Source organism: Candidatus Chryseobacterium colombiense, assembly GCA_029203185.1.
GTDB lineage: Bacteria > Bacteroidota > Bacteroidia > Flavobacteriales > Weeksellaceae > Chryseobacterium > Chryseobacterium colombiense.
Genome location: CP119310.1, coordinates 3,598,914 through 3,612,667, shown reverse-complemented (window position 1 = coordinate 3,612,667; position 13,754 = coordinate 3,598,914). Strand labels below are relative to the sequence as shown.

The following is a 13,754-nucleotide window of genomic DNA, read 5'->3' as shown; positions in this document are numbered from 1 at the left end:
ATAACATTTTCAATCGGAAATTTCACTTTGCCTTTTTAGTTTCTTACATTTACCCTATGAAATCGCTGAGGTTAAATATTCCATTTTACCGTTCACCTAAAACCAGCTAAGATGAGTAGAAATACAGACGCCAACAGAAAATTGCATAAAAAGAAAATCGACAATAAAAAGCGGAAGATACAGAATGCGGAAGCCGAAAGAAAAGCACGTCTGAAACAAATCAGAGAAGATTTTAAAGCGAGAGAATCTGATAATACATTATGAAAATCCTGCACACCGCCGACTGGCATTTAGGGAAACGTCTGGATCGTTTTTCCAGAATAGAAGAACAGGTTTCGGTGATGAATGAAATTGTCGAGATTGCCGATGAAAAAAATGTTGATCTGGTCCTGATTGCCGGAGATTTGTTCGATAATTTCAATCCTTCAACTGAAGCTGTTGAACTTTTTTATAAAACCTTAAAAAGACTTTCTCTTAACGGGAAACGTCCTGTAATTGCCATTTCTGGAAACCATGATTCTCCCAGCTTTATTGATGCTCCGGATCCTTTGGCAAGAGAATGCGGTATTATCCTGATCGGTTATCCCAAAGCAAAAATTACTCCTTTTGCCTTGGGAGATTTTAAAATTTCAAAATCAGCGGCGGGATTTTTAGAATTGCAGTTAAAAGGTCATTCTTCCCCTGTCCGTTTACTTCACACCCCTTATGCAAACGAAATTCGTTTAAAAGAATATTTCGGTGAAAATAAAGAAGCAGAACTCAATAATATACTGGAAAAACACTGGAAAGAAACGGCCGATGAATTCTGTGATGGCAACGGAATCAATCTTTTGATGACTCATTTGTATATGAATAAAAAAGGAGCTCCGCTTCTCGATGAACCCGAAGGAGAGAAACCTCTCAAAATAGGAAATGCAGATCTTGTTTTTTCGGACAGTATTCCGGATCAGATCCAATATACTGCTTTGGGGCATCTTCATGGTTTTAAAAATATAGGAACAGAAGAAAAGCCTGTTGTTTATTCTTCCTCACCTTTATGTTATAGTTTCAGTGAAGCTGGACAGACGAAATATGTTTCGATTATTAACGCGGAACCCGGACAGCAGATTACCTATGAAAAAGTCACATTAAAAAATGGAAAACCATTAGTCCGAAAAACCTTTCAAAGCGTAGAAAGCGCTATAGAATGGCTGAGTGAAAATCAAAATGCTCTGGTTGAACTGACGTTAGAAAGTGAAACTTATTTAAAAGCCGAAGAAAGAAAATTACTGTATCAATCCCATAACGGAATTGTATATCTGATTCCCAAAATAAAAAATATGGATACCGATGAAAATCAACTTGGTGACATCAATCTCAACCAGGATATCCAGACGTTGTTCAGAGATTATTTTAAATCTAAAAATGGCGGACAGGAAGCCAATGAAGACTTGATCAATCTGTTTAATGAAATTCTTAATCCATCATGATTCCTATTCAACTTACTTTAGAAGGTCTTTATTCTTATCAGGAACGTCAGAAAATCGATTTTCAAAACCTTACAGAAGCAGGGATTTTTGGAATTTTCGGTTCGGTAGGTTCCGGAAAATCGTCTATTCTGGAAGCCATTTCTTTTTCACTTTATGGAGAAACCGAGAGACTGAATGCAAGAGACAAACGTACCTACAATATGATGAACTTAAAATCAAACAGATCCTATATCGAGTTTGATTTTATTAATTATGAAAATAAAAAATTCCGTGCTACAAGAGAGTTCAGACGTAATTCTAAAAACTTTGAAGATGTAAAGACCCCGAATGTCGTATTCTACGAATGGAAAAACGAAAACTGGGTTCCACTGGAGCATTCCAACTCAGAAAAGCTGGTTGGACTGAGCTATGCCAACTTTAAACGGACCATCATCATTCCTCAAGGACAATTCAAAGAGTTTATAGAACTCGGTGCAACCGAACGGACCAATATGATGAAGGAAATCTTCAGCCTTCAGCGTTTTGATCTGCAACATAATGTTTCTGCCTTACATATAAAAAACAGATCGGAGCTGGATCAGCTGGAAGGACAGCTTAAAGGTTTTGAAGAAGTAAATGAAGAGCAGATTTCAGCTCAGAAAGAGTATTTAAAAGCCGAACAGTTGAAGTTTAATGAGATACAGAAAGTTTTTAAAGAAACAGAAGAGAAATATTCAAAACTCAAAAACCTGAAAGCCGATATTGAGCTTCTTCAACAAAAAAAAACTGATTTTGAAAAACTGGCGCAAAAGAAAACTGAAATTGACATCTTAGAAAGAAAAACTGAAATCTACGATGGTATTTTCAGGATTTTCACACCTTTGCTTTCTGAAAAGGATAAGCTTGAAAAAGAAATTTCGGATCAGCAGAAAAACAAAGAACATCAGTTCAAAATTTTACAGGAAACCGAAACTCAATTTGAAAATACAAAAAATAAACTTTCTGCGATTCAACCTAAATATGAGGCGTTAAATGAATCCAAATTTCAGGAACAAGATTTGAGTCTGGTTCTCCAGATGCTGAAATTCTCTGAGGAAATTAAAACTTTAAAGGTTCGAACTGAAAAAGGTTCAATAAAAGTAAAAGAAGTTGAAGCCGGTCAAAAATTAATTCAGCAAAAAATTGAAGGGCTTTCAAAAAACATCGAGCTTTTAAAACCGAAAAAACTAGATTCCCATTTGCTATTGAATGTAGGGAACTGGTTCCTGGAAAGAAAAAAACTGACTGAAACGCTTGAAGTACAAATTAAAAAAATTGTTTTAAAGAAAACTGAAATTGAAAAAATATCGGAAGAGCTGAAACCCTTTGAAATCAATCCTGAAACGTTCAGAAATGATTTTAACCTTCAGATTGAAACTCTAAAAAAACAGAAAAAATCTCTTTCTGACAAGAAAAACCATCTTGAAGTGCAGCAAAAACTGGCGCACTTTGCCAATGAATTGCATGATGGGGAATCTTGTCCGCTTTGTGGAGCTCTGGAACATCCGAATATTGTAGCGTTTGATGATGTCAACTCAGAAATGAATGAAATTCAGAAAAAAATTGAACAGATTGACATTGATGAAGAAAACATTCAAAAACAGTTTCTGGATCTTGAAAAGATTCTTGACCGGAAGAAAATTTTTGAAGAACAGCTGAAATCTGAAGAAGACATCCTGAAACAAATTCAAAATACGATTGAAGAGCATCTTAAAAATTTCAACTGGAAAGAATTTAATCCTGAAAATCAAAATGAGTTTGAAGAAAAACGCCAACAATCCTTTTCGATTGAAAAACAGATTGATGAGCTGAATCTTCAAATCGCTCTGGAGCAGAAAAACCTTGATAAAGAAAGAGAACATCTTGACAGTTACAATAAAGCACTAGAAAAATTCAGACTTGATGAAGCAAAAAAAGAAGAGCAGATCAAAACAAATGAAGGGAATTTAAAAGTTTTACAGTGGCTGGATTACAAGAAAAAAACCATTGCAGAAGTTGAAGAAATTTTCAACACATTATCCCGTTCCAATCTTGAAACTGAAGAGAATTATCAGCAGCTTATAAAAGAGGAAAAAGAAATTGCTCCCCGCCTTGCAGAACAGAAAACAATGGTTTCTCAACTGGAAAAAAGAATTTCTGAACTGGAAAAGGAAATCTCGGATAATAAAGATCTTTTGGGAAAAGCTTTGGCAGAAAAACAGTTCAATCATTTAGATGAAATTCAGCAAATTCTTGCACAACAGATCAATGTTCAGGAAACGAGAAATACAATACAGCAATTCAGAATTCAGTTTGAAACGCTTAAAAACAGCATCCTTGAATTTGAGTCCAAATTGAAGGACTTTTCCTATAATGAGGAAGAATTTTTAGCCGTTGAAAATCAATTCAGGTCTTTTGAAAATGATGTAAAAACAGCCAATAATGCAGTGGTAAAAATCACAGCGGAGATTGAAAGGCTGGAAATCGAGTTTAAGAAAAAAGAAAATCTTTTAAAGAATTGGTCGGAACTGCAAAAGCGTGCAGAAAACCTGAAAATTATGACCAATCTTTTCAAAGGAGCTGGTTTTGTACAATATGTTTCATCCATTTATCTGCGTCAATTGTGTGATCATGCCAATGTAAGATTTCATCGGATGACAAGGAATCAGCTCAGCTTGCAATTAAATGAAAACAACGATTTTGAAATTATAGATTATTTGAATGAAGGCAGAAGCAGAAGTGTGAAGACTCTTTCCGGAGGACAGGCATTTCAGGTTTCTCTTAGCCTTGCCCTGGCTTTGGCAGAAAGTGTTCAGAGTAATGCACAATCAGAATCTAATTTCTTTTTCATAGACGAAGGTTTCGGAACCCAGGATATTGAATCGGTGAATATCGTATTTGAAACTCTGATGAATCTTCAAAAGGAAAACCGGATGGTCGGCATTATATCTCACGTGGAAGAGCTGAAAGAAAAAATCCCTGTTGCACTGAATATTATAAAAGATGAAGAGCGTGGAAGTTTAATTGAATTTATTTAGAAAATTCATAATTTCTTTTTTATACATTTGAATTATTAAAAACTACAATGCAAAATTTACCCCTTACTTTAAGACCCGGAAAATTAAAAAATATTATCCTGATTCTCATCAGTATCGGATTTATCTGTATGGGAATTACGCTTATTGAGAGAAATCTCTGGATTGCCATTCTTACTATTTTTCTTTTCGGAATCAGTTTAATTGTTTTTTCCATCAATCTTATTCCCAATACTTCTTATCTGAAGATTGACGAAAGGGGTCTTGAAATGAAAAGCCTTTTCAGAACCACATTTATTCCGTGGCAGGTTATAAACGGCTTTACAACAAAACAGATCTTTGTTAACAAACTGGTTATGTTTGATATTGATGAAAAGTTTTTAAAACTGTCTAAAATCAAATCCAAACAAGGAGCTTTTCCCGACACTTACGGAATGTCTGCAAAAAAACTGGCAGCACTTTTAAATGATTATAAAAATCAATTGAACAGCCATTAATTATTTCATGTGAAAAAAATCTGGCCTCATATCATTCTGATTCCCCTACTGCTAACCATTCCGATCGTTTCTTCTCCTGATTTCGACGGAACATTATCGGTTTTCAGGGTTTCTCCATTTCAGAGGGAATTTATCCGTTTCATACTGGTTATTATTTTTTTCTACCTGAATCTCAATATTTTTCTTCCCCGATTTTACAGCAAAAAAAAATATTTACCTTTAGCAGCCTGTATTTTGATATGTTTCGGAATTATGGTTTTTATTCCTAATTATCTCAGTTCTGCGAACATCTTTTCTTCTCAATCCTCTATGATCCAGGTGAGACCTCCTCAAATGCATCCTCATGAAAATTTTCCTCCTCCACCTATCGGAAAAAGACCATTTGAACATTTTGGTCCCAGAAATGAGACATCTTATCTGCAAATGATTTTTCCTTCCGTTCTCCCTTTTCTTTTCTCTTTTCTATCTTCACTATTTATTTATAGGAATATTGAAAAAAAGGAATTGGAACGTTCTAAAGCTAAGGCGGAGTTATTAAACCTAAAATATCAGCTTCAGCCTCATTTTTTATTTAACATACTAAATTCTATTTATTCTTTAGCTTTATTAAAATCTGATGACACTCCCAACGGAATTTTAAAACTCTCGAATGTAATGCGGTATGTCGTTCAGGAAAGCAGCAAAGATTTTGTAGAGCTCAGCAAAGAAATTGAATACCTTAAAGATTATATAGCTCTACAATTGATACGAACAGACAGCAGCTTAGATTTTTCTTATACAGAGATCGGTGAAAATAAAGATGGGCAGATTGCTCCTTTTATTTTGGTTAATTTTATTGAAAATGCTTTCAAATACGGTTTCAATGCTGAAAAGAATTCAAAAATATCCGTAAAGATTATTATTCAGGAAGAAGTACTACACTTTCACATCTTTAATAATATTGTCAATCAAAACATTACAAATGAGAACAGCCTGAAAATTGGTTTAAAAAATACGATTGAACATTTACAACAGGTATATCCTTCAAAACACACTTTAAAAATAAACAATACGGGAAATACCTTTGAAGTAGATTTAAAAATTAATTTGATATGATAAAAGCCATTGCTTTGGACGACGAAATTCTTGCCTTGAGGATTATTGAGAATTATGCCGGAAAAATTGAAAATCTTTCACTTGAAAGAACATTCAATATCCAGAGTGATGCCCAAAAATACCTCAACAAATTTCCGGTTGATCTTATTTTCTTAGACATAGAAATGCCTTCTAAAAACGGCATGGATTTTTATAAAAGTATTTCTCAGAACACAAAGGTGATCTTTACAACGGCTTATTCGGAATATGCTGTAGATGCATTCAGCATTAATGCCGTAGATTATCTGCTGAAACCTTTTTCTTTCGAAAGATTCAAAGCCGCGGTAGATAAAGTAAAAATCAATCCTGAAACCAATGAAGTTAAACATCTTTCTATTCGTGCGGATTATAAGCTTCATAAAATCAATTTCGATGATATTCTATTGATAGAAGGTCTGGATGATTATATTCAGATTCATTTAACCGATCATACTAAAATAACAGCACGTTCTTCTATGAAAAATATTCTGGAAAAACTTTCTGATAAAGATTTTGTCCGTGTTCACCGCTCTTATATCGTTCCCATAAACAGTATTAAAACCATAGTCAACCGTAATATTCATATCGGAGGCTTTATTATTCCCATCGGAGAAACCTATAAAGACACGGTAATGAAAATCCTGAACAAATAACAGGAACACCAACAAGCAAAATTGTTTGTCCTAAAACATTTTAAAGTTTTCATATTTCTCAATTTTGTTTCAACAGTAAATTTACCGACACATTTACATCGTTTACCTCATAAATTTCTGAAGACCGTTTTTTGAAAATACATTTGATACAGGAAATTCAAACAGATGAATATTCATCCTTATTGATTTTCAGTATTAACCCTAAAAACCCGTATTATGAAAACGATGTCAAGAAAAGGATTTTTGAAAAATCTGGGTTTAGCAGGTGTAACAGCAGTTGCAGCACCCATTTTAATCCATTGTGGAAGTGATGATGATGTCATTACCGATTCCTCTTCTACCGTTTCAGGATCATCTTCAACAGGATGCTCTGTTACGAACACTGAAACTGAGGGGCCCTTTCCTACAAAGTCACCTTCAACTTTGGTTCAGAGCAATATTGTAAGTGACAGGACGGGAGTTGCTTTCAGCATCACGATTACCGTCCAGAATGTAAATGCCGGTTGTGCAAATTTGCAGGGTGCTATTGTAGATATCTGGCATTGTGACAAAGACGGAAATTATTCGGAATACGGAGGAACTTCAATGCAGTCTGCAAATTATACGTCTGTACATTTTCTAAGAGGAAGACAGACTACTGATGCTAACGGGCAAGTGAGTTTTACTTCAATTTTTCCAGGTTGGTACAGTGGCAGAGCAACTCATATTCATGTACATATTTACAATACTTCAGGGCAATCGCTTTTGGTAACACAAATTGCATTTCCTGAAGGAAGTGACAGCGCTGTAGCTTTAGTCGCGGCAAGTACCGGATATAAAGGAATGAGCGGTTATACTTATAATGCAAGTGATAATGTATTCAGTGACGGAACATCAAACGAAATGTCAAGCATTTCGGGAAGTGTTAGCGGAGGTTTTGCTCTGACTCACACTATAAAAGTTTCGGCTTAGATCTAAGAAGAGAGAGGTATTAATATTAGTCGTTTCCACAAAAGCGCAGATGTGTACAGGTAAAAGCTGAGAGTGTGTGTTAAACTAAAAGCAAAGTATTTGTCTGTGCTGTGTGGAAATTTTAAGATGTAAAATTATGTTAGTTCAAAGTCCATCAAGAATATTTAAATCTGATTTTTCAGTCTGGAAAGAAGTTAACTCTTGTGCAGTAAATGAGTTCTTTTCCGGTGAAGATCCCTTAAAACTAAGAAAAGTCACAGAAATTGTTTTGCCCGAAAGTGGAAGTTATGAATTTGCCTACAGAGAAAAAAACAATCTTCTCATCATTATTTTGTATGGCGAAATTCTAATCAATGATTTTGAAAAAGCGATTTCCCCAAAAGAAACTTTCTCTTTACAGTCCATTGAACAAAATGCGATAACGATCAAAAATAATCTTACGAATGAAAAAGCCGACGTTCTCATTTTAGAATTTAAAAGTAAAAATCTTGAGAACGCTTTTACTATTGAAGGGTTAGATTTAAATAGAAGAAATATTCTGCATCAGATTTCCAATAATTTAAAGATTCCCAATTTTATAGGACTTTATGAGGGACGAAAAGAACAGAAATATGCTCTTCATACTAAAGGAAGTTCCATTTTCGGAATGGTCATCAACGGTGCTTTTGAATTTCAAAACAGGCTTCTGGAAGCCCGTGATGCGATTCTTCTTTCAGAAATTGAAACTTTAGAATTTGAAGCATTGAGTGAAAATGCACTTTTAATTTTTTTAGAAATTTAGTCTCACAAAAACAATAAACAATGGATAGAAAAAATTTTTTAAGAAATTCCCTAGGATTGGCAGGTGTTGCTGTTGCTGTTCCCAGTCTGCTTAGATCTGAAATATTTCCGGAAGAAAAACCTTTGACAGAGGTATTAAAAAATACGCTAAGCTGTAGTGTTACAAACTCGGAAACGGAAGGCCCCTTTCCTACCCATACTCCATCAAGTCTTGTACAAAGTAATATTGTAAGTGACAGAACAGGAGTCGCTTTCACGATGAATATTTATATCAAAAATACCAATGCCAACTGTGCAGCATATCAAGGAGTACTGGTAGATGTATGGCATTGTGATAAAGACGGAAACTACTCCGAATACGAAGGAACTTCAATGCAGTCTTCCAATTATACCAATTATCATTTTCTTCGCGGCAGGCAAACTACCGATGCTAATGGTCTGGTAACTTTTACCAGTATTTTTCCGGGATGGTACCAAAGCAGAGCAACACATATTCATGTTCATATCTACAAAGCAGACGGAACCTCTTTGTTGGTAACTCAAATTGCATTTCCTGAAGGAACTACGAGTGCAGTGTACGACGTTAATGTGAATGGGACTTCTTACGGATATACAAAAGGAATGACCGGATACACCTACAACAGTACAGACAATGTATTTTCTGACGGAACAAGTAATGAAATGAGCACTGTGACAGGTTCGCTGTCGGGTGGTTATACCTTAACTCATACGATATATGTTGCAGGGGCTGTTCTTGGAACACAAGAAGTTTCGAATCCAAAAAATCATCAGGTGAAACAAAATTATCCCAACCCTTTCCGTGAGGAAACAGTTTTCCCTCTTTTTCTTGATGAAAAATCGACAGTGAGTATTAATTTATTTGACGCAAGCGGAAGAAAGGTTTTGGGAGTAATTGACCATCAAAATCTTTCCGCTGGAAAACAGGAAATAAAGATGAGCAGAAATCAACTGAAATCAGGAATGTATGTAGCAAAAATTACTATTGACAATTCAAAAGGAACATTAATCGAGAATCTTAAAGTTCTCGTTCATTAATACTTTTGAGTATTAAATTCATATCATTTATTTAAGAGTCAGGGTGGAATTAAAACCGCCCTGTTTATTTAACATTGTAATTCATGAAAGCGAAAATAAAGCTAGCATTTCGGATTTTGATCGATCAAAGTTCCACAATGGTCTGGGACAAATATATCTTTGAAGATACTTTCTTTGAATATAAAGTTCAGCATCAGGTTTTCGACGATAAAGAAAATCCGGTGAAAAACTTTTGGGAGCTGTTAGCAAAAAATCCGCACGCCGGGAGAATTCCATTTTTACTGAGCGCTTCAGCAACCAATTATATTTCTCAGCTTAATGGGGAAATTAAAAGCCTTCCGGACGTTTTAGGAAATACATTTTTTCCTATTGAAAATTTTAAACTTGACCTCATCAGTTCCAATATAGAAGATCCTTCAAAACATAAAATAGGCATCACCTTCTACTCTCCACAATTATTATTGATCGATATTATTGACAATAAATACCTCTTAAGTAAAAATGTATCTGGTGAAAGTTTTGAAACATTTATGTTTGCTTTTCATCCACAAGTAGCCATTTCCAGTTACACTCCTTTTTAATATTTTTTCATTATAAGTACGATAACTGTTTTTTTAAGAGAACCGCCGCTGAAAATTTCAGCGGCGGTTTATTTTATAAGTTTTTAATGAGTGGCTTCACGTCATTACCAAACAATTCGATTGATTTCATCATGATATCATGTGAAGGATCTCCAACATCCATATGACCGATAAATCTTGTAATTCCGAAGATTTCTTTCATATACGTTATTTTATCAGCTACTTCAGCCGGACTTCCGATAAATAATGCTCCATCTTTGCTTCTTCCTCCGTCATACTGCATTTTTGTGTAAGGTGCCCAACCTCTGGAAGCACCAATTCTGTCCATCTGAGATTTATAATTATGGAAATATCCGTCCACTACTTTTTGATCATCGCTCACAAACGTATGCGAATGGATCGCAATCTGCATTTTATCTACATCGTGACCTGCTTTTTTATATTCCTGCTTATAAAATTCAATTAAATTTCTAAACTGGATAGGCATTCCACCAATAATGGCCACCACTAAAGGCATTCCTAACTGTGCAGCACTCAAAACAGATTGTGGAGTTCCTCCAACCGCTCTCCAGATCGATAATTTTCCGTCATTTTTAGCTCTCGGATAAACCGTTTGATTTTGCATCGGTGCGCGTAATTTTCCAGACCAGGAAACATTTTCTTCTGAATTGATCTTTAGCAACAATTCTAATTTTTCATCAAAAAGCTGTTCGTAATCATTCAGAGAATAGCCATATAAAGGGAAAGATTCTATAAAACTTCCTCTTCCAACGAAAATCTCTGCACGACCGTCAGAAATCAAATCTAAAGTCGAAAAGTCCTCATATACTTTTACCGGCTCGGATGAACTTAAAACCGTAACACCACTTGCCAATTTTATATTTTTTGTAATACTTGCTGCTGCTGCCAAAACAATTTCAGGGGACGAAACGGCATAATCGGGACGGTGATGTTCTCCCATCGCAAAAACGTCAATTCCTACCTCATCCATGAATTTTACCTGTTCAAGGATTTCATGAATTTTTACTCCTGCATCTCTATATTTTCCGGTTGTCTGATCTAATGAAAGATCTCCAAACATTCCTATTCCTAATTCCATATTGTTGATTTTTAGTGATACAAAATTAAGTTTCTTACCTTTCAGATGCATTGATCTTTGATAAGAATGATTCATACTTTACTATTGTTCGTGTCATTCTGAATAAAATGAAGAATCTATTCATAAAAGAAGTAGGTTCCTCTTTACTCGGAATGACAGCGGTGTTATTAATATTACACGATGACATATTATGGATGAGAAACAAAAAATCCAACCTCATTGGCTGGATTTAACTATTTATTTCTTTAGGTTCTGATCAAAATAATCTGTGATTTTCTGCATTAAATGTACCCTGTCTTTTCCGATTACATTATGCGGATGTCCGGGATAAACAAAGTAGTCCAACTGAACACCATTATCTACTGCTGCTTTGATAAATTTAACCGAATGTTGCCAAACGACCACATCATCCTGCGCTCCGTGAATCATTAGCAGTTTTCCTTTTAAGTTCTGAACTTTATCTAAAAGATTAGCCATTGCATAGCCTTGTGGATTTTCCTGTGGAGTATCCATATATCTTTCTCCATACATGATTTCATACATGCTCCAGTCAATTACAGGTCCTCCTGCTACTCCTACTTTAAATACATCCGGTTTACGAAGCATAAAACTTGTCGTCATGAATCCTCCAAAGCTCCATCCGTTGATTCCCAACCTTTCAGAATCTACATAAGGAAGTGACTGTAAATATTCCACTCCTTTCATCTGATCGTTCATTTCTGTTGTTCCTAAGTTTCTGAATACAGCCTGTTCGAATTTCAGACCGCGATTGGCAGAACCTCTTCCGTCCATGGTGAAGATGATATACCCGTTTTGAGCCATATATTCATACCAAAGGTTTCCTGAAGCCGGGAATGTATTGGTAATTAATTGCAAATGTGGTCCGTTGTATAGATAAACGATAGCCGGATACTTTTTACTGGCATCAAAATCTGTCGGAAGAATCATTTTCCCATACAGGATCGTACCGTCATCCGTTTTGAAATTCACACTTTTGATCTCCGGTCTCTGGTAATTTTTTAATGTATTTTCAGCAGTAAGAAGATTCGTTGATTTTAATGTTGTTGTATTAATAACATTTACAATTCTCGGTGTGGTAGCGTTGCTGTAAGAATCGTAAAGATAATTTCCATCCTTACTTAAAATTCCTGCGTGAACTCCTTCTGCATTATCCATTCTCTGCATTTTGAAATTCGTCCAGTTGATTCTGTATAAATGTTTTTCTAAAGGAGTTTCTTTAGTAGAAGCGAAATAAATTTCCTTTTTACTTTCACTAAATCCTAAAATATCCGTTACCAACCAGTCTCCTTTCGTAATCTGTGCGATCAAGCCTTTTTCTAAGCTATAGTGGAATAAATGATTGTACCCTGTTCTCTGACTCTGCCAGATAAAATCCGTATTGGAATTCGGGAAGAACGTTAACGGATGTTGCGGTTCAACATATTTATCGTTAGTTTCCTCAAATAAAGTTTTTACTAAATTTCCGGTAGCAGCATCATACTGATTCATTTTCATATGATTCTGGCCTCTGTTCAATACCGCAACAAAAATATATTTTGAATCCGGACTCCAGGTAACAGCAGTTAAATACTGATCTTTTTCTCCTTCAATATTTAAGAAAGTCGTTGACTGCGTTTTGATATTAAACACACCTAACGTTACCTGGTGCGAAGTCTGCCCCGCCATCGGATATTTAATATTGTGATTGACAGCCGGAGTTACTGACCAGTCAATGATCGGATAATCTGCAACCATGGTCTGATCCATTCTGTAAAAAGCTACACTTTCAGAATTGGGCGCAGGGAAAATTCCTGTATCAATTCCGAATTCGTTTCTGTGAACATTGGCTGCACCGTTCAGAATGTTTTCGTTAGAATCATTCGTTACCGCAATGGTCTTTCCGCTTTTATTAATAAATAGATTGTTTTTTGCCGTGAAAGCAAAAGTCTCATTATCTCCGAAGATCTTGATATTTGAAGCATCTTTATCTATGGTAACCGCATTTTTTACTTTCCAGTCGTTTCCTGATTTTTCAACCCAGATCATCTGATTATCAGAATTGAAATAACCGCTAGAATTGCTTACAAATTTAATCTGCGGAATCGCTTTAAGCTTATTATTCGCAAGGCTTTTATTTAACTGTGACAAAGACACTAACGTATCCTGTCTGCTTGTTTTTAAATCGGTGATTAGATATCCGCCATTCACCGCCTGAATATATGATTTCCCGTCATTCGACCACGAAAACTGAGAAATATTTTTCACTGCAAGATTGCTTCTTAAACCATTAACAGCCTCCGCCATCGTAAATTTTTGGGTCTGAGCAAATGCTGAACTCCCCAAAACCAGCATCAATAAAGAAAACTTATGTAATTTCATTGTAAAAAATTGAATCCATCAAAAATAAGAAATAAAACCCACACGTTAAGAAATGTTAAAATAAAAGATTATAAAACGATATTAATAAGCAGATAGAAATTTATTTCTTACCTTAATGGTGAGTTTATCAGACATATGATTGTC

The 13,754-nt window shown here is 35.2% G+C and carries 12 protein-coding genes; 10 read left to right on the top strand and 2 right to left on the bottom strand.

Annotated elements, in window-relative coordinates:
• Window positions 1-111: 111 nt before the first annotated feature.
• The 10 genes from P0Y62_16370 to P0Y62_16325 all read left to right on the top strand — a co-directional run bounded on the left by P0Y62_16370 (window position 112) and on the right by P0Y62_16325 (window position 10,132).
• On the top strand, window positions 112-264 hold the full coding sequence (locus P0Y62_16370) for a hypothetical protein (protein WEK69396.1): 153 nt from the start codon (window positions 112-114) through the stop codon (window positions 262-264).
• The gene (locus P0Y62_16365) at window positions 261-1,469 is read left to right on the top strand and encodes an exonuclease SbcCD subunit D (GenBank protein ID WEK69395.1); all 1,209 of its coding nucleotides are present in this window, start codon (window positions 261-263) and stop codon (window positions 1,467-1,469) included. The genes P0Y62_16370 and P0Y62_16365 overlap by 4 nt, the downstream gene beginning before the upstream one ends.
• Window positions 1,466-4,504 carry an AAA family ATPase gene (locus tag P0Y62_16360; GenBank protein WEK69394.1) on the top strand — a complete coding sequence of 1,013 codons (3,039 nt, stop codon included), beginning with the start codon at window positions 1,466-1,468 and terminating at the stop codon, window positions 4,502-4,504. Before P0Y62_16365 ends, P0Y62_16360 begins: the two co-directional genes overlap by 4 nt.
• Before the next feature lie 47 nt (window positions 4,505-4,551).
• On the top strand, window positions 4,552-4,998 hold the full coding sequence (locus P0Y62_16355) for a hypothetical protein (protein WEK69393.1): 447 nt from the start codon (window positions 4,552-4,554) through the stop codon (window positions 4,996-4,998).
• A 9-nt stretch (window positions 4,999-5,007) separates the two neighbouring features.
• Window positions 5,008-6,093 carry a histidine kinase gene (locus P0Y62_16350; protein ID WEK69392.1) on the top strand — a complete coding sequence of 362 codons (1,086 nt, stop codon included), beginning with the start codon at window positions 5,008-5,010 and terminating at the stop codon, window positions 6,091-6,093.
• Entirely contained in the window at window positions 6,090-6,764 is a 675-nt protein-coding gene (locus P0Y62_16345) for a LytTR family DNA-binding domain-containing protein (GenBank protein ID WEK69391.1), read from the top strand. Before P0Y62_16350 ends, P0Y62_16345 begins: the two co-directional genes overlap by 4 nt.
• 216 nt (window positions 6,765-6,980) lie before the next feature.
• Entirely contained in the window at window positions 6,981-7,715 is a 735-nt protein-coding gene (locus P0Y62_16340; GenBank protein ID WEK69390.1) for an intradiol ring-cleavage dioxygenase, read from the top strand.
• Window positions 7,716-7,851: 136 nt separating this feature from the next.
• Window positions 7,852-8,496: a hypothetical protein gene (locus P0Y62_16335; protein WEK69389.1), complete on the top strand. Its 645-nt coding sequence runs from the start codon at window positions 7,852-7,854 to the stop codon at window positions 8,494-8,496.
• Window positions 8,497-8,516: 20 nt separating this feature from the next.
• On the top strand, window positions 8,517-9,551 hold the full coding sequence (locus P0Y62_16330) for a T9SS type A sorting domain-containing protein (protein WEK69388.1): 1,035 nt from the start codon (window positions 8,517-8,519) through the stop codon (window positions 9,549-9,551).
• An 83-nt stretch (window positions 9,552-9,634) separates the two neighbouring features.
• The gene (locus tag P0Y62_16325; GenBank protein ID WEK69387.1) at window positions 9,635-10,132 is read left to right on the top strand and encodes a hypothetical protein; all 498 of its coding nucleotides are present in this window, start codon (window positions 9,635-9,637) and stop codon (window positions 10,130-10,132) included.
• A gap of 73 nt (window positions 10,133-10,205) precedes the next feature.
• Here P0Y62_16325 and P0Y62_16320 read toward each other — a convergent pair whose 3' ends face one another.
• Both P0Y62_16320 and P0Y62_16315 read right to left on the bottom strand, forming a co-directional pair.
• Window positions 10,206-11,231: an LLM class flavin-dependent oxidoreductase gene (locus tag P0Y62_16320; GenBank protein ID WEK69386.1), complete on the bottom strand. Its 1,026-nt coding sequence runs from the start codon at window positions 11,229-11,231 to the stop codon at window positions 10,206-10,208.
• 237 nt (window positions 11,232-11,468) lie between these two features.
• A complete protein-coding gene (locus tag P0Y62_16315; protein WEK69385.1) occupies window positions 11,469-13,610 on the bottom strand; it encodes a DPP IV N-terminal domain-containing protein in 2,142 nt (713 codons plus the stop codon).
• Window positions 13,611-13,754 lie beyond the last annotated feature (144 nt).